Origin of the sequence: Occallatibacter riparius, from assembly GCF_025264625.1 — a bacterium.
GTDB lineage: Bacteria > Acidobacteriota > Terriglobia > Terriglobales > Acidobacteriaceae > Telmatobacter > Telmatobacter riparius.
The window spans coordinates 767,037-784,088 of sequence record NZ_CP093313.1 but is presented as its reverse complement, the minus strand read 5'-3'; the positions used below and the strand labels follow the sequence as shown (position 1 = coordinate 784,088).

Annotated in this window: 16 protein-coding genes; 7 read left to right on the top strand and 9 right to left on the bottom strand. The window is 61.0% G+C overall.

What is annotated here, in order from left to right:
* Window positions 1-362 precede the first annotated feature (362 nt).
* From MOP44_RS03010 to MOP44_RS02990, 5 genes are read left to right on the top strand one after another with little or no spacing between them, the layout of a single operon-like run.
* The gene (locus MOP44_RS03010) at window positions 363-1,523 is read left to right on the top strand and encodes an isovaleryl-CoA dehydrogenase (RefSeq protein ID WP_260794420.1); all 1,161 of its coding nucleotides are present in this window, start codon (window positions 363-365) and stop codon (window positions 1,521-1,523) included.
* A gap of 9 nt (window positions 1,524-1,532) precedes the next feature.
* A complete protein-coding gene (locus MOP44_RS03005) occupies window positions 1,533-3,137 on the top strand; it encodes a carboxyl transferase domain-containing protein (RefSeq protein ID WP_260794419.1) in 1,605 nt (534 codons plus the stop codon).
* Between the two features lie 7 nt (window positions 3,138-3,144).
* Window positions 3,145-3,939 carry an enoyl-CoA hydratase/isomerase family protein gene (locus MOP44_RS03000; protein ID WP_260794418.1) on the top strand — a complete coding sequence of 265 codons (795 nt, stop codon included), beginning with the start codon at window positions 3,145-3,147 and terminating at the stop codon, window positions 3,937-3,939.
* Window positions 3,940-3,941: 2 nt separating this feature from the next.
* A complete protein-coding gene (locus tag MOP44_RS02995) occupies window positions 3,942-5,942 on the top strand; it encodes an acetyl/propionyl/methylcrotonyl-CoA carboxylase subunit alpha (RefSeq protein WP_260794417.1) in 2,001 nt (666 codons plus the stop codon).
* The gene (locus tag MOP44_RS02990) at window positions 5,935-6,831 is read left to right on the top strand and encodes a hydroxymethylglutaryl-CoA lyase (RefSeq protein ID WP_260794416.1); all 897 of its coding nucleotides are present in this window, start codon (window positions 5,935-5,937) and stop codon (window positions 6,829-6,831) included. The genes MOP44_RS02995 and MOP44_RS02990 overlap by 8 nt, the downstream gene beginning before the upstream one ends.
* A 6-nt stretch (window positions 6,832-6,837) precedes the next feature.
* On the opposite strand, the gene MOP44_RS02985 is transcribed toward MOP44_RS02990, so the two are convergent.
* Window positions 6,838-7,464 (bottom strand): CoA transferase subunit B, encoded by a 627-nt coding sequence (locus MOP44_RS02985; RefSeq protein WP_260794415.1) that lies wholly within the window; start codon window positions 7,462-7,464, stop codon window positions 6,838-6,840.
* A gap of 2 nt (window positions 7,465-7,466) precedes the next feature.
* Window positions 7,467-8,171, bottom strand: coding sequence for a CoA transferase subunit A (locus MOP44_RS02980; protein WP_260794414.1), 705 nt, complete (start codon window positions 8,169-8,171; stop codon window positions 7,467-7,469).
* Window positions 8,172-8,321: 150 nt separating this feature from the next.
* On the opposite strand from MOP44_RS02980, the gene MOP44_RS02975 reads away from it, so the two are divergent.
* Complete coding sequence (locus tag MOP44_RS02975) at window positions 8,322-10,865, top strand: glycoside hydrolase family 2 TIM barrel-domain containing protein (protein WP_260794413.1); 2,544 nt, start codon at window positions 8,322-8,324, stop codon at window positions 10,863-10,865.
* 34 nt (window positions 10,866-10,899) lie between these two features.
* Here MOP44_RS02975 and msrB read toward each other — a convergent pair whose 3' ends face one another.
* Window positions 10,900-11,322, bottom strand: coding sequence for a peptide-methionine (R)-S-oxide reductase MsrB (gene msrB, locus MOP44_RS02970; RefSeq protein ID WP_260794412.1), 423 nt, complete (start codon window positions 11,320-11,322; stop codon window positions 10,900-10,902).
* A 191-nt stretch (window positions 11,323-11,513) separates the two neighbouring features.
* Here msrB and MOP44_RS02965 point away from each other — a divergent pair, with 191 nt between their 5' ends.
* Window positions 11,514-11,831, top strand: a complete 318-nt coding sequence (locus MOP44_RS02965) for a hypothetical protein (protein WP_260794411.1) — start codon at window positions 11,514-11,516, stop codon at window positions 11,829-11,831.
* A gap of 24 nt (window positions 11,832-11,855) precedes the next feature.
* Here the strand turns inward: MOP44_RS02965 and ypfJ are convergent, their stop codons facing one another.
* The 6 genes from ypfJ to panB all read right to left on the bottom strand — a co-directional run bounded on the left by ypfJ (window position 11,856) and on the right by panB (window position 17,029).
* A complete protein-coding gene (gene ypfJ, locus MOP44_RS02960) occupies window positions 11,856-12,716 on the bottom strand; it encodes a KPN_02809 family neutral zinc metallopeptidase (protein ID WP_260794410.1) in 861 nt (286 codons plus the stop codon).
* 117 nt (window positions 12,717-12,833) lie between these two features.
* Window positions 12,834-13,223 (bottom strand): RidA family protein, encoded by a 390-nt coding sequence (locus MOP44_RS02955; protein ID WP_260794409.1) that lies wholly within the window; start codon window positions 13,221-13,223, stop codon window positions 12,834-12,836.
* A 29-nt stretch (window positions 13,224-13,252) separates the two neighbouring features.
* Window positions 13,253-13,663: a DUF1761 domain-containing protein gene (locus MOP44_RS02950; protein ID WP_260794408.1), complete on the bottom strand. Its 411-nt coding sequence runs from the start codon at window positions 13,661-13,663 to the stop codon at window positions 13,253-13,255.
* A 122-nt stretch (window positions 13,664-13,785) separates the two neighbouring features.
* Window positions 13,786-14,685 (bottom strand): Fpg/Nei family DNA glycosylase, encoded by a 900-nt coding sequence (locus tag MOP44_RS02945; protein ID WP_260794407.1) that lies wholly within the window; start codon window positions 14,683-14,685, stop codon window positions 13,786-13,788.
* Window positions 14,686-15,296: 611 nt separating this feature from the next.
* Complete coding sequence (gene panC, locus MOP44_RS02940; RefSeq protein ID WP_260794406.1) at window positions 15,297-16,139, bottom strand: pantoate--beta-alanine ligase; 843 nt, start codon at window positions 16,137-16,139, stop codon at window positions 15,297-15,299.
* Window positions 16,139-17,029: a 3-methyl-2-oxobutanoate hydroxymethyltransferase gene (gene panB / locus MOP44_RS02935; protein ID WP_260794405.1), complete on the bottom strand. Its 891-nt coding sequence runs from the start codon at window positions 17,027-17,029 to the stop codon at window positions 16,139-16,141. Before panB ends, panC begins: the two co-directional genes overlap by 1 nt.
* Between the last annotated feature and the right edge of the window lie 23 nt (window positions 17,030-17,052).

Genomic DNA, 17,052 nt, shown 5'->3' with positions numbered 1-17,052 from the left:
GAGTTACCGCGAATGCAATGCCGAAGTGATTGCGTGTATAGAGCGGTTACTCGGAACAGGCAAGAACTTCTGGATTAGATCCCAGTACCTATACTGTACCACGGATGCCGTGCAAGTGGTGTGACGGAACTGCGGGCAAGTCGATTGAACCGCTTCCTTCTGCGATTGCACGCCAGACGCCTCATCTGGACGGAGTTGGCGCGGGGGGTGTATCGTCTTTGCCGAAGCGAAAAACGCTGTGTATCAGACTCTCCTGTTGGAATACGGCTGGTCGGTTCCGCTTTGAGTTGCGTCCAACAGTGTGTGCGGTTTCTTCGTCATAAGAGGCTTCCCAACCGTTCCTGCACTCCGGGAGTTGCATTGTGAAAGGCCTGAATTTTGACCTGGGCGAGTCAATCGCGCTGCTGCGAGAGACTGTGCACCAATTTGCCCAGGATGAACTTGCGCCGATTGCGGATAAGGTAGACCGCGACGGCACCTTCCCGCGCGCGATCTGGCGCAAGCTGGGCGATCTTGGCCTTCTCGGCATCACGGTCGATGAAGAATTTGGCGGCGCGGAGCTTGGCTATCTCGAGCACGTTGTGGCCATGGAGGAGATTTCGCGGGCGTCGGCCTCGATCGGGCTTTCCTATGGAGCGCATTCCAATCTTTGCGTGAATCAGCTTGCGAAGAATGGCAACAAGGAACAGAAGCGGAAATACCTGCCCAAGTTGATCAGCGGCGAGCACATCGGCGCGCTGGCCATGAGCGAGACCGAGGCCGGCTCGGACGTGGTGAGCATGCGGCTGCGCGCCGAACATCGCGGCGACCACTACGTTCTGAATGGCACCAAGATGTGGATCACCAACGGGCCGGACGCAGACACGCTGATCGTGTATGCGAAGACCGATCCGTCGGGAGCATCGCGCGGCATCACGGCTTTCATCGTGGAGAAGAACTTCAAGGGATTCTCGACGTCGCAGAAGCTGGACAAGCTGGGCATGCGCGGGTCGAGCACCTGCGAGTTGGTATTCCACGATTGCGAAGTGCCCGAGGAAAACGTCCTCGGCCGTGTGGGCGGCGGCGTTCGCGTGCTGATGTCGGGCCTGGATTACGAGCGGCTGGTGCTGTGCGGCGGCCCGCTCGGCATTATGGCGTCGTGTCTGGATGTGGTGATTCCGTACGTGCACGAGCGCAAGCAGTTCGGCAAACCCATAGGCGAGTTTCAACTGATGCAGGGTAAGCTTGCTGATATGTATGTGGCCTATCACGCCTGCCGCGCATATGTGTATGCGGTCGCGCAGGCATGTGATCGCGGCGGCGAAAATGTGCGCAAGGATTGTGCGGGGGCCATCCTCTATTCTGCCGAGAAGGCGACGTGGATGGCGGGCCAGGCGATTCAGGCGCTGGGCGGCAACGGATACATCAACGAACATCCGACGGGACGCCTTTGGCGCGATGCCAAGCTGTTCGAGATTGGCGCGGGCACGTCGGAGATTCGCCGCATGCTGATCGGCCGCGAGCTATTCAAGGAAACGGCATAAGGGGCGACCATGGCAATCCTCTCGTCGCAGATACAAACACGCAGCGAAGAATTCCGCACCAATACGGAGCGCATGCACGAACTGGTGCGCGACCTTCGCGACAGAACCGCCATGGCGGCGCACGGTGGCAGTGAAGAGGCGCGCAAGAAGTACAAATCGCGCGGCAAGCTCTTCGTCCGCGAGCGCATCGATCTGCTGATCGATCAGGGCACGCCTTTCCTGGAGTTGTCCGCGCTTGCAGCGAACGGCATGTACAACGGCGATGTGCCGGCGGCAGGCATTGTCACAGGCATCGGCCGCATCAACGGAAGCGAGTGCATGATCGTCGCCAATGACGCGACGGTAAAGGGCGGCACGTATTTTCCGCTGACCGTGAAGAAGCATTTGCGCGCGCAGCAGATTGCAATGGAGAATAACCTGCCCTGCGTGTACCTGGTCGACTCGGGCGGTGCGTTTCTACCCATGCAGGACGAGGTGTTTCCAGATCGCGATCACTTCGGCGCCATCTTCTACAACCAGGCGAACCTGAGCGCGAAAGGCATTGCGCAGATCGCCTGCGTAATGGGTTCATGCACAGCCGGCGGCGCGTATGTGCCGGCCATGTCGGATGAAGTCGTAATCGTGAAGGAGCAGGGAACGATCTTCCTGGGCGGACCGCCGCTGGTCAAGGCCGCGACGGGTGAAGAAGTGTCAGCGGAAGAGTTGGGCGGCGCGGACGTGCACACCCGCGTCTCTGGAGTTGCCGATTACCTTGCAGACGATGATCCGCACGCATTGTCGATGGTGCGGCGCATCGTAGCGCACCTGAACCGGCCGCGACCTGCAGGACCGCAACAGATGAGCGAGGACCCGCTGTTCGATCCGCACGAAATCTACGGTATTGTCCCCTCGGACACACGCAAGCCCTACGACGTGCGCGAGGTGATTGCGCGCATGGTGGACGGCAGCCGGCTTGATGAGTTCAAGCAGCGCTACGGCAATACGCTGGTCACCGGCTTCGCGCACATTCACGGATACGCAGTCGGGATCATCGCCAACAATGGCATTCTGTTCTCCGAGTCGGCCCAGAAGGGCACGCACTTCATCGAACTCTGTGCCCAGCGCGGCATTCCGCTCGTGTTTCTGCAGAACATCAGCGGCTTCATGGTGGGGCGCAAATATGAGAACGGTGGCATAGCCAAGGACGGCGCCAAGATGGTGACAGCCGTGGCGTGCGCGCGCGTTCCGAAGTTCACGGTGCTGATCGGCGGCAGCTTTGGCGCGGGGAACTACGGCATGTGCGGGCGCGCCTACAATCCGCGCCTGTTGTGGATGTGGCCGAACGCGCGCATCAGTGTGATGGGCGGCGATCAGGCCGCGAATGTTCTGGCCCGTGTCCGTCGCGATGCTATGGAACTCCAGGGACGGCAGTGGAGCGAAGAAGAAGAGGAACAATTCAAGGCTCCGCTCCGCAAGCAATACGAGGAGCAGGGCAATCCTTACTACGCGACAGCACGGCTGTGGGACGACGGCATTCTCGATCCGTTGGATACGCGGCGCGCCCTCGCGCTGGGCCTGGCAGCCTCACAGAACGCGCCTGAGGAGCCAACGCGCTTCGGCGTCTTCCGGATGTAAGCGATATATGGGCGAACAAACGATCGAAGTGGAGAACCGCGGCGCGGTTGCATGGCTGTGGCTGAACCGGCCGGCGCTGCACAACGCGCTCAACGAAGAGCTGATCCGCGAGCTGACGCTGGTGATGCGCGGCCTGCGTGATGATCCGGCCGTGCGCGTGATCGTGCTCTCCGGACGCGGTAGAAGCTTCTGCGCCGGGGCGGATATCGAGTCGATGAAGCGGCTGGGCGCGGCGAGCAGGGCGGAGAATCGCGACAATGCGCGGGAGCTTGCGGACCTCTTCCATGCGATTGCGTCATCGCCGAAGCCGACGATTGCTCGCGTTAACGGCGCGGCGATTGGCGGCGGCCTTGGGCTTGTAAGCGCGTGCGACATCGTCATCGCCAGCAGCGATGCAAAGTTCGCGGCCTCGGAGGTGCGGCTCGGGCTCATCCCCGCAACCATCGGTCCATACGTCGTGCGAGCCATTGGTCCCCGCTGGGCTCGCAGACTATTTCAAACAGCCGAGCGCATCACAGCGGCGCAGGCCGAGAGGATCGGACTGGTGCACGAAACCGTTGAGGCCGAAGCGCTCGACGCGCGTGTGGAATCGATCGTGAACGATCTGCTGGCGGGTGCGCCCGGAGCGCAGCATGCGGCGAAAGACCTGATTGACGCCGTTGCGAACAGGCCCATTACTGCAGAGCTGATCGAGTACACCGCCGAGCGCATTGCCGTGATCCGCGCACAGGATGAGGCGAAGGAAGGGCTGAGCGCATATCTCGAAAAGCGCAAGCCAGGGTGGACGCCGCAAACATCATGACCATGTTTGACACCATACTGATTGCCAATCGCGGCGAGATCGCATGCCGCATCATCGCGACCTGCCGGAAGATGGGTATCCGCACGGTTGCTGTTTATTCCGATGCCGATGCGCACAGCCTGCACGCGCGAGTGGCAGACACCGCAGTGCGCATCGGCCCCGCTCCTTCACGCGAGAGCTATCTCAACATAGCCCACATCCTTGATGCTGCACGGCGCGCGGGCGCGCAGGCCATTCACCCAGGCTACGGATTCCTGTCTGAGAATGCCGAGTTCGCAGAAGCATGCACCCACGCCGGCATCGTCTTCATCGGGCCGCCTGCTGCGGCGATCCGCGCGATGGGCTCGAAGGCTGCGGCGAAGGAATTGATGCGCAATGCGGGCGTGCCGCTCACGCCCGGATACGACGGGACCAATCAGGATCCCGAGTTTCTGCAGCAGCAGGCGGATGCCATCGGCTACCCGGTCATGATCAAGGCCAATGCAGGCGGTGGCGGCAAAGGCATGCGGCGCGTGGACGCACGCGATGAGTTTGCTGCTTCGCTGGCGAGTTGTAAGCGCGAGGCCCTGGCATCTTTTGGTGATGACTCCGTGCTGCTCGAGAAGTATCTTGTGGAGCCGCGCCACGTCGAAGTGCAGGTTTTTGGTGATACGCATGGCAACGTGATCAGCTTGTCTGAGCGCGATTGCAGCGTGCAGCGGCGGCACCAGAAGGTGATTGAAGAGGCGCCGGCCCCAAATCTTTCGGACGATCTGCGTCGCAGGCTCGGTGAGGCTGGACGAAGCGCGGCGAAAGCAGTGGACTATGTCAGCGCCGGCACGGTCGAGTTTCTTGTGGATCGCGATGGCGGATTCCACTTCATGGAGATGAACACGCGACTGCAGGTAGAGCATCCGGTGACAGAGATGATCACGGGCCTCGACCTGGTCGAATGGCAGATTCGTGTGGCCGCCGGTGAGCCCCTGCCTCTCACGCAGAAACAGGCAACGACGCGAGGCCACGCGATCGAAGCTCGTATCTACGCGGAGGACCCCGCGCACGACTTCAGGCCGTCGATCGGCAGAATCATTCATCTGCGCGCGCCCATGGCATCGGAAAATGTGCGTGTCGATACCGGCATCAAGAAGCGTGATGCGATCACTCCTTTCTACGACCCCATGATCGCGAAGCTGATCGTTTGGGACGAATCGCGCGAAATGGCAGTCCGGCGCATGGTGCAGTCGTTAGAAGAATTCGAGATTGTCGGCGTAGGAAACAACGTCGAGTTTCTTCGCCGCCTCGTGACGAGCAGGTCATTCACTGAACTGCATCTGGATACGAGCCTTATAGAACGGGAACACGAATGGCTTGTGAAGGAAGAGGCCATTCCGGAATCCGCGCTGCTGATCGCAGCCATGAGCGTCATCGAGCCTCACGCTGTTAACGAGAATTCCGACTCGTCACCGTGGGCCGCGCGCGACGGCTGGCGTATGAATGGCGTACGAGAACGTGCGATTCGTCTGAAGCTGGGCGACACCGCGCGCGAAGTTGCTATCCGATATCGCGGCGAAGGACAGTTCCGCATGCGCATGGACGAGCGCCGCTTTGAGGTGAGTTATGGATCGCGCAATGACAATGAAGTTCAGGTTGTCATCGATGGCAAGCGAATTGGCGCGCGCGTGATCGCCGCAGGTACGGCTTATCACGTATTTGTCGATGGAAGGCATTATGAGTTTGGCTACGACGATCCGCTGAACATCGAGACTCAGCATCATGCGGGCGAAGGCAGCCTGCTCGCTCCGATGCCTGGCCGTGTCGTTGCCCTTACAGCTGAGCCGGGCCAGCGCGTGCAGATGGGTGCGTCTTTGTTGGTACTTGAGGCGATGAAGATGGAGTGCACGATTCATGCGCCAGCGGCCGGGCGTGTAGAGTCGTTTAATTTTGCTGCTGGCGACCAGGTCGACGAAGGCGTCGAACTCCTGCAATTTATTCGCGACGACGAGAACGGTAAGGCCAATGGCTGAGCGAGTGCGCATCGTTGAAGTAGGTCCGCGCGATGGGTTGCAGAACGAGCCGCAGAATGTATCAACGGAAACGAAGCTGGAGTTCATCTCGCTCTTGGCTGATGCCGGATTGAAGACAATTGAGGCTACCGCGTTCGTCTCCCCGAAGTGGGTGCCGCAGATGGCAGACCATGCTGACATAATGCGCGAGCTCAAGCGTCGCGAGGGCGTGAGCTATCCCGTTCTGGTGCCGAACCTTCGTGGGTTCGAGGCGGCCGTCGCTGCCGGCGCAACTGAAGTGGCCGTGTTCGCTGCGGCGTCGGAGACTTTCTCGCAACGAAACATCAATTGCAGCATTGCGGAGAGCCTCGAGCGCTTCTCGCCAGTGTTCGACGCGGCGCTTGTGGCACAAGTGCGAGTGCGCGGATACGTCTCCTGCGCGCTGGGGTGCCCGTATGAGGGCGCGGTCGATCCTGCGCGCGTAGCGGATGTTGCAACGCGCCTGTTCGACGCTGGCTGCTACGAAATCTCACTTGGCGACACCATCGGAGCAGGTACGCCGAATCAAACGAAGGCGATGATCGCCGCTGTCGCGCAGCGCGTTCCGGTTCGAAATCTCGCGGGGCATTTCCACGACACATATGGTCAGGCGCTGGCGAACGTCTACGCCGCGATCGAGTGTGGCGTCCGCGTCTTCGATGCGTCCGTGAGCGGCTTAGGCGGCTGTCCGTACGCTCCCGGCGCAGCAGGCAACGTTGCTACCGAAGACTTGGTCTACATGCTGAACGGCATGGAAGTAGAGACTGGCGTCAACCTCGACCGCCTCATTGCCGCGGGCGCATTCATCTGCGAAAAGCTCGGGCGGCAGACGCAATCGAAAGTGGCGAGGGCCCGGCATAAGGCGTGCTGATGTTGCTCAGTTGATTGCCGGCTCCGTCTTCGCTTGCAGCTCTTCGCGCGTTATATCGGGTGCCAATTCAATCAGCTTCAGACCGTCAGGCGCGACGTCGAGCACCGCCAGATCAGTGATGATTCGGCCAACCACGCCAGCGCCAGTCAGCGGCAGCGTGCACTGCTTGAGAATCTTCGGTTCGCCGTCCTTCGATGTGTGCTCCATGACTACCACCACGCGGTTCACGCCTGCGACCAGATCCATGGCTCCGCCCATCCCCTTTACCATCTTGCCGGGAATCATCCAGTTGGCAAGATCGCCGCGTGCTGAAACCTGCATGGCTCCGAGAATCGCGAGGTCGATATGGCCGCCACGAATCATCGCGAATGAGTCCGCGCTTGAAAAGTAGCTCGCGCCGGGCAGTGCGGTGACGGTTTGTTTGCCGGCGTTGATGAGGTCGCAATCCACCTCGGAATGCGTGGGAAAGGGCCCAATACCGAGCAGCCCGTTTTCCGAGTGAAGCGTGACATGAATGTCGTCGGGAATGTAATTGGCCACCAGCGTGGGAATGCCGATGCCGAGGTTCACGTAGAACCCATCATGCAACTCCTGCGCGGCGCGCTGCGCCATCTGCTCACGAGACCATGCCATTGTTATGCCTCACGCGTGGTGCGCTTCTCAATGCGCTTTGACGGATGTGGGTTGTGCACGATGCGCTGCACAAAGATGCCGGGCGTATGAACCTGGTCTGGATCGAGCTCCCCCGCATCGACAAGAATTTCAACCTCGGCAACCGTGATGCGGCCGCAAGTAGCGGCCGGCGGATTGAAGTTGCGCGCCGTCTTGCGGTAGATGAGATTGCCGTACGTGTCGCCCTTCCACGCCTTCACGAGCGCGAGGTCCGCGCGGATGCCCCGCTCGAGAATGTACGTATGACCGTCGAAGTCGCGGTGCTCCTTGCCTTCCGCAACAATGGTGCCGACGCCGGTGCGCGTATAGAAGCCTGGGATACCGGCGCCGCCGGCGCGCATTCGTTCAGCCAGCGTACCCTGCGGGCAGAACTCGACCTCAAGTTTGCCCGAGAGGAATTGGCGCTCAAACTCGCGGTTCTCGCCCACGTAGCTCGAAATCATCTTCTTGATTTGTCCGGTCTCAAGCAGAAGGCCCAGCCCCGCACCGTCGATGCCCGCATTATTGCTGGCAACAGTGAGGCCGGTTTTGCCGGTATCGCGCAGGGCTGCAATCAACGCCTCAGGGATGCCGCACAGGCCGAAGCCTCCCACGGCCAGCATCATTCCATCTTCGACAATCCCGGCGAGTGCCGACTGCGCATCCGGGTATACCTTCGATTTGGCCAAGGGGAAGACCTTTCCGGTGCAGCGAATGAGAGAGTCCGCAATCCCGCTCAGTAGTATGCGAGGCCGACCGCCAGGCGCGCAATAGGCGGCGCGTTCACCGTCTGTGTTGAGACTCTGGACACCGGAAATAAGTCGCGTATCCTTGTCGGGATGAACGAGAACGCGATTTCACACACTTCAGAATTTCAGTTGACCCGCCGTGAGGCGGTGCAGGGCCTTGCCACCGTCGCCGCGTCGTCTTTACTCGCATCCACTGCGCTCGCACAAACACCGTCAGCTGCGAGCAAGGAAAAGGGCGGCGAGCAGCCCTTCAGCGATGGATGGCGCTTTCATCGCGGCGACGTGACGGGGGCGGATGCGGCTTCGTTCGACGACTCGGAATGGCGCACGCCGGACGTTCCGCATGACTGGAGCATCGAGGACCTGCCGGATCCGGCGGTGCAGAATAGAGACTCGATCTGGGCCGAGGGAACGAATCCGGTCCGCACCGGCCCGTTCGATCTGTACGCGAGCGAAGGTCAGGGTGCGACCGGCTGGACCGTCGGCGGCATCGGCTGGTATCGCAAGACCTTCCAGCGGCCGCAGGTTCCTGCATCCGGCAAGGTGGAAGTGCGCTTCGACGGCGTCTACATGAATTCCGATGTGTGGCTCAACGGCACCAAACTCGGCAATCACCCTTACGGCTACACCGGCTTCGCTTACGACCTGACGCCGCATCTGAAGGACGGCCCCAACATCCTTGCCCTTCGCGTCGACAACACCGGCCGCAACAGCCGCTGGTATTCGGGCTCAGGCATATTTCGCAAGGTGTGGCTCAGCGTGACGGGCGCGGTACGCATTCCACAGCATGGCGTCTATGTCACCATGCCGGACGTCTCGAAGGCCGCGGCCACTGTGAAGGTCGAAACCACGCTTGAAAACGGAGCGTCCGCCGCGAAGTCTGCAGTCGTGCGCGTGCGCCTGTTGGATACGCAAGGAACAGTAGCCGCGGAGACGCAGGCGACAGCAAAGCTTGCGCCAAGTGCGCAGACTCCGATTGTAGCGACACTCGCGGTGAAGAATCCGCATCTGTGGTCCACAGCGGATCCCTATCTCTATCGCGCGGAGATCTCAGTTGAGACTGACCATCAGCCGGCTGACTCCGCTGCCGTGCATGTCGGCCTTCGCAAGGTTGAAGTGGATGCGCAGCAGGGTCTCCGCATCAACGGCGAGCCCATCAAGTTGATGGGCGGCTGCGTGCATCATGACAACGGCCCGCTCGGCTCCGCCTGCATCCAACGCGCGGAAGAGCGGCGCGTGGAAATTCTGAAAGCCAATGGTTACAACGCAATTCGCACCAGCCACAATCCGCCCTCGCGCGAATTCCTGGATGCGTGCGACCGGCTGGGCATGCTGGTCATCGATGAGGCGTTCGACTGCTGGACCGTGGGCAAGAACCCGCAGGACTACAGCGTCTATTTCAAGGACTGGTGGCAGCGTGATCTTGAGAGCATGATCCTGCGCGACCGCAATCATCCCTGCGTGATCATCTGGAGCATCGGCAACGAGATTCCCGAACGCGCCGAATCTAACGGAGTCGAAATTGGCAAGGCACTGCAGGCCCACGCGCACAAGCTTGATCCGACCCGACCCGTCACCGCGGCGATCTGCGCGCCGTGGGATCACCCCAAGCAGACGTGGAAAGACATGCAGGCGGCGTTCACCTATCTGGACATCGGCGGCTACAACTACCAGTTGAGCCAATACGTGCCAGATCACTCGATCAGTCCGCAGCGCGTGATGGTCGGCACCGAATCGTTCCCGCTGGGGGCCCTTCAGAACTGGGACGCTGTCGAAGGCAACTCATGGGTTATTGGCGACTTTGTGTGGACTGCAATCGATTACCTCGGTGAATCGGGCATCGGGCACTCGTCGGTATCGCAGGGCAATGACACGTCCGGCTTCTCGCCGTTCTATCCGTGGTTCAACTCTTACTGCGGGGATATCGATTTGATCGGCAACAAGAAGCCGCAGTCGTACTTCCGCGATGTGGTGTGGCGTCGCAGCAAAATCGAGATGGCCGTGCAGAGGCCTATCCCGGCGAAATACAAAGAGCATATCAGCCTGTGGGGTTGGAGCGACGAACTCCGTAGCTGGACGTGGCCCGGCCTCGACGGCGTTGCGCTCAAAGTGCGCGTCTACACGCGCGGCGATGAAGTGCGCCTGTTCCTGAACGGCAAGCCGGCCGGGCAGAAGCAGCTAACGACAAAGGACGCGCTGAAGGCCGAGTTCGATGTGCCCTACAGCCCGGGCGAATTGAGAGCTGTGGCTCTCGAGAAAGGACAGGAGATAGGGACCCTCGTCTTCAACACTGTGGGCAAACCCGCGCGCCTTGTGCTCACGCCAGATCGCGCGCAGATCCGCGCCAGCAGTGACGATCTCAGCTACGTGATGGCGACCGTGGTCGATGACCAGGGCCGTACCGTTCCGGACGCCACAGTTCCTGTGCGATTCATCGTAAGTGGGAACGGCACGATTGCGGCTGTCGGCAATGCCAACCCCAAGGACGTAGGCAGCTTCAAGCAGCCGCAGAAGTCCACCTTCCATGGCACATGTGTGGCGATCCTGCAGCCGAAAGGCGAACCGGGCAGCATCACGCTAAAAGCGGAAGCGCCCAACCTCGAACCTGCTTCTATTGTCGTGAAATTGAGGTGATGATTGCGCACGCGGACGCCACGACGGGTGCCCGCTATTTCTCCGCGTGCGTGAACGTGAGCGAGCCCGAGTTGATGCAATAGCGCAGGCCAGTGGGCTTCGGGCCGTCAGGAAACACATGGCCCAGGTGTCCGCCGCAGCGCGCGCAGGTCACCTCGATACGGCGCATGCCAAAGCTGTTATCCTCGTGCTCCTCGACGGCCTTTGAATCCGCGGGGATCATGAAACTTGGCCAGCCGCAGCCTGAGTCAAACTTGGCGCCGGAGTTGAACAGCAGCGCTCCGCATCCCGCGCAATGGTAGTCGCCGGTTTCGTAGTTAAATTCAAGCGCGCCGGTAAAGGGCCGCTCGGTGCCCTTCTCACGCAGGATGTGATACTGCTCCGGCGTGAGCTGTTCGCGCCACTCTGCGTCGGACTTCACGACCTTCTCAGACTTCTGCTCGGAAGAGTTGCTCATTCTGACCTCGCTGATACGGTTGTACAGTCTATTTGATTCTCCGGCAAAGCGCGAAGACTCACGGTGAAACCAGCGAACCGCCGAGCGGCTTCCACCAATGTGCTTGCATCGAATACGGTTCAGCGCGGCAGTGGCATTCGATTCTGCCGAACCATCGGTCGCGCCATATATTTAGCCGAAGGAACCGACCCATGAACCGACGTTTCATATTGCCGATTGTTCTAAGCTCCATGACCGCCTTCAGCAGCATGACAATTCAGGCGCAACAACAGCAGCAACCCACGGATTCGCAGAGCACCACGACCACCTCCACCAGCACCAATGGCCAATCTTCTGACACCTCCACAACCACCATGACGCCCTCAGAGATGAAGGCTCAGCGTAAGCAGCAGAAGCACGAGGAGAAGGCGGCCAAGGCTCGCGCAAAGGCAGCGAAGCACGATGCAAAGGCCAAAAAGGAACACGACAAGGAGATCAACGAGCAGGAGAAGGCAGCTCAGCCGCAGTAGCGGGCACGGGTCCGCAAGTGCTCTTTAGGGCGCGAGCCTGCCGTTGAACGTGGCGCAACCGCTTACCTGGCCGCCATCGAGACCCTGACGGAACCAGTGCTCGCGCTGCGCGCTCGATCCATGCGTAAAGCTCTCAGGGCTCACTGCGCGTCCGCTCATGCGCTGCAGGTGATCGTCGCCGACCGCGGCCGCGGCGCGCAGCGCGCCTGCAACATCATCGGGATGCACCATGTTGCGCTGCTCCGTGGTGTGTCCCCACACGCCGGCAAAGCAGTCGGCCTGCAATTCGAGATCCACAGAGAGTGGATTCTCTTCCCCAGGGTTGGATTCAACGAGCTGCCGCTCGCGCCCTTCAATACCCAGCAGCTTCTGCACGTGATGGCCGAGTTCGTGCGTGATTACGTAGGCCTGCGCGAAGTCTCCGGTGTCGCCGCCGAAGCGCTGCAGCTCATTCCAGAAACTCAGGTCGATGTAGACCTTCTCGTCCTCGGGACAGTAAAAAGGCCCAGTTGCAGCCTGCGCGGTTCCGCAACCCGAATACGTCGCGCCGCGAAACAGCACGAGCTTGGCATGCCGATACGTGCGATGGTGCGCGGCGAAGATCTCGGTCCAGGTCTTTTGCGCATCGTCGAGCACGAAGCTGATCAACTGCACATCGCGGTTTTCGGCGGCCGACGGCGGAGCCGCGGGCCTCTGCGCTACGCTGCTGGTTGCATCGCCGCCATGCAGCATGAGGCCGATGAAGTTGTGGCCCGTAACAAGGCTGATAAGGAGCAGAACGATGAATCCAATGATGCCGATTCCGCCGCCGCCCATGCCGAAGCCGCCCGAGTCTCCGCGGCGGTCTTCAATGTCGTCACTCATGCCTCCGGGCGTCCAGTCCATCTTCCATCCTCATTCAGCGCAAACTGTCGCGGCAGTTTCGGTCAACTGCCGGACTCTTCAATATGAGATGCGTGTGCCGGCGACATCTGCCGCCGGCACCGGAGAAGGGAAGCGGAACTAAACTTCGGCGATCACGTCAATCTCGACTAGGATGTCGCCGGGCAGCCGCGCGGCCTGCACCGTGGTGCGCGCGGGCGGCGTTACACCCTCAGGCGCAAGATATTTCGCATATACCGCGTTCATGGCCGCGAAGTCGTTCATGTCCTTGAGGAACACCCCGGCTCGCACGACCTTTTCGAGGCTCGATCCGCCTGCCTCGATGATGGCCTTCAGGTTCTCCATCACGCGCGTGGTCTGCTCGGTGATCCCGCCGTCGACAATCTTACCGGTAGCGGGATCGAGCGGCCCCTGGCCGGCGGTGAAGAGAAGATTGCCCACACGAATGCCCTGCGAGTAAGGGCCAATAGCTGCCGGAGCGGAGGAAGTGGATACGCGTTCTTTGCTCATGCACACATTCTAGCCGCGGAGGTGCTCGCCTAACGCCAGACGCTGAGCACGGCTCCAACAATCACCAGGCTCACCAGCCAGTAGCCCGTGTTGATAAGGAAGTATTTCAGCGGACGGCCCTCGTAGATCGATTGCGGGAACATCACCGCCGCGTTAAATCCAGCCCACATGAGCAAGCCAATGTGCGCTCCTCCCATCCAGCCTTCCGCACCGGCCCAGCGGATGATGTGCGCCAGCACGAAGCACAGGAACAGATCACCGATCAGCGAGCCGATCATCCCCACGTAGACGCCCTTGGGCTTCTCGCCCATTTGCCGGCCCACAATGGCCACCCACGGCTTGGCAAACAATACCGGCGAATACCAAAGCGCGCCGAGCATCCACACGATCACCGCGCACACTACGATGGCGACGAAGTTCAGATCATGAAGATGGTGCATAGGGCCTCCTCGATTGAATCTGGCTGATAAACAAAGGCGAGTGGGAATCGAAATGAATCTTTCGCATGTCGGCGATGCGTGTCAACGGAAATCCGCACGCGCGTTCTCGCGCCGCTACGCGCCTATTTGCGCTTGAGCGCCTCGAGTTCATCCAGGGTGCGCGGCCAGTCGGACCCGAGCAGGCGCGACAGGCTGCGGTCGGCCAGCACCTTACCGCCGGTTTGGCACGTCGCGCAGTAGTCGGTCTCGTTATCGGCATAACGGATGCGCTGCACCGGGTTGCCGCAGCGCGGGCAGGCTTGGCCGAATTTGCCATGCACGGCGAACTCTGGCCTGAACGCCGTGACCTTCTCTGGGAACGTTTTATCGGCCTCCCGTTGCAGCCGTTCAATCCAATCCGTCAGGATCAACTTCGTCGCTCCGAACAGCCGCTCCCATTCCTCCGGCTTCAGCTTCTGCGTCAGCGTTACCGGCGACAACTGCGCCGCATGCAGAATCTCATCGGAATACGCATTGCCCACCCCGCTGATAATCCGCGGATCGGTGAGCGCGCGCTTCAGCGTGCGGTTCTCGCGCGAGAGCGCGGCGGTGAATCCGGCCAGATCGGTATCAAAAATCTCCACTCCGCCGGGATTCATCTCGTGCAGCCCGTGCTCGCCGCGCACCATATAGAGCGAAGCTCGCCGCTTCGATCCGGCCTCGGTCAGCGTCAGCGTGCCGCTGTCAAAATCGAGGGCCAGCAGAGCGTTTCGTCCGCCAAGCTTCGCATTCGAGGGCTTCCAGTGCAGTCGGCCCGCAATCATGAGATGGATCACCAGCCAGACGTCGCCTTCCACGCCGATGGCAATGCGCTTGCCGATCCGCCGCAGCGCAGTTACGACCCGCCCCTCGGCCGCTGACACCGACGGGTCCACAGTGCGCAGGATGAAAGGCGACCCCAGCCGCACGTGCTCAAGCTTCTGGCCGAGAATGCGCCCTTCAAGCGCATGAATGTAAGCGGAGATATCGGGTAATTCAGGCATCCGAGTTCAGATTGCCCCGGTTGACGGTGCAGAGGCAATCACATTTGCTGCGAAGGCCAGGAATCGCGCAGTACCGAGGAGATACTACCCTGATGAATCGAGATACTGAACCCCATGGCCACACACTCAAACGTAGTGTCATGAAACGCGAAAATAAGGTGGCGATATCGACTGTATCGTTCTGCAACGCGAGCGTGGTAGGGGTGGACCGAGTTCATCCTTTCCAATTGACGTATCCAGGATGAGTTTTTGATCTCAAAGACACCATATGGCCTCAGTCCGCGCGAGGCAAGCGGATGACCGGCGAATGCCTCATCGTTGGGAGGCCCAAACATATGTGAGATCTCCCCGTCGAACTTCACGAGTGCGCACGGTTCTCCCTCAGTCTCTTCGCTCACGATGCGAACGGTCCTACCATCCCAATTCTTTGGAGTCGCTTGGAGGAGATAAGCAAGGTGAAGGAAATGCTCTCCGCAGAGGATCATGGGCAGTGGTGCTCCCACGGAAGACTGCGGGACATTGTCGAGTTCTACTACAGAGTCGAGTTGATCGACGGTGTACATGTGATTAAAACGAACAGTCTATCGCAGCAACGGCGGGCTTGGCCCAGCTCAGCTGAGGATCGTGTTATCGATCAGCCGCGTCTCACCCACCCATGCCGCAACCGCAAACAGCGTACCCGGCGCGGCGGTCTCCACCGGCTCCAGGGTAGCCCAGTCCACGCAAGTGATGTAGTCAACGCGAATGTCCGGCTCCGCGCCGAAGACCGCCTCCGCCGCCTCGATCAACGTGGCGACATTATGCTGTCCGTGACCCACCAGCGACTCCACCGTCCCAATGGCGCGGCTCAGCGCTAATGCCTGATGTCGCTGCTGCGCGCTCAGATACACATTGCGCGAGCTGAGCGCCAGGCCGTCGGCCTCACGCACAATGGGGCAAACCACAATCTCGGTCGCCAGCCGCAGATCCGCCGTCATACGCCGCAGCACGGCAACCTGCGCCGCGTCCTTCTGCCCGAAGAACGCCAAATCCGCTTCAGCCGCGACGAACAGCTTCGTCACGACCGTCGCCACGCCGCGAAAGTGCCCCGGCCGCGAAGCCCCATCGAGCCGCCCGCTCAATCCTTCCACATCCACAAACGTCATCGCACCGTCGGGGTATAGCTCATCGACAGCCGGCGCAAACACCACATCCGCGCCTAGCCGCTCAGCCAGCGCGCAGTCCGCGTCAAACGTCCGCGGATATTTCGCGAAATCCTCGTTGGGCCCGAATTGCGTGGGATTAACGAAGATTGTGACGGCAACCGCATCGCAGCGCTCCCGCGCCGCTTTGATCAGCGATGCGTGACCCGCGTGGAGCGCGCCCATGGTAGGCACCAGCCCGATCGTCTTGCCTTCTTTGCGATTTGCGCGCGACCACGCGCGCAGCTCCTGCACGGTTCGGAGAATCTTCATCAGGCTCGGCGTAGCTTCCTGTCTTCAATGGCCTCGCGCGTCTTGGCCGGCAGATGATAGCTCTCCTCATCCGACGGAAACGCACGGCGCTCCACGTCTTCGCGATAATGCTCCACCGCCCCACGAATCAGCCCAGACACATCGGCATAACGCCGTACGAATTTCGCAGGCGGCGCAAAGGTCATGTTTACCAGGTCGTGGAATACCAGGATCTGCCCGTCGCAATCCGGTCCGGCGCCAATCCCGATGGTCGGAATCTCCAACTCAGCCGTGATCTGCGCAGCCACTTCGCGCGGAACCCCTTCGAGCACGAGCAGCGCCGCGCCGGCCTCAGCCAGCGCATGCGAGTCGGCTCGAAGCCGCTCGGCTGCCTCGGCGGTCTTGCCCTGCACGCGATAGCCACCCATGCGGTGCACGCTCTGCGGCGTCAGGCCCAGGTGCCCCACAACCGGAATTTCGGAATCCGTGAGCGCGCGCACCAGCTCAGTGCGCGGCCCCTCGATCTTCACCGCCTCGGCACCCGCCTCTTTAATGAAGCGCACGGCGTTGGACACCCCTTCACTCACTGCGCCGTGATAGCTGCCGAACGGCATATCCGCAACCACCAGCGCACGCCGAACCGCCCGCCGCACGGCGCGCGTGTGATGCAGCATCTCGTCCACGGTGACGGCGAGAGTGTTGTCGTGCCCCAGTACCACCTGCGCCAGCGAGTCGCCGACGAGGATCAGGTCGATGCCGCTTTCGTCTACCAGCCGCGAGGTCGCGTAGTCATAGGCCGTAAGCGCGGAGATGGGCTTGCCCTGGCGCTTCATCTCGCTCAGCGCCGGCATGGTTACTTTGACTACGGGAGTGCTGGGAGAATTCCCAGCGGGGAAGTTTGTCAGGCTCATGCTGCCCTCCAGTGCCGCTCCGC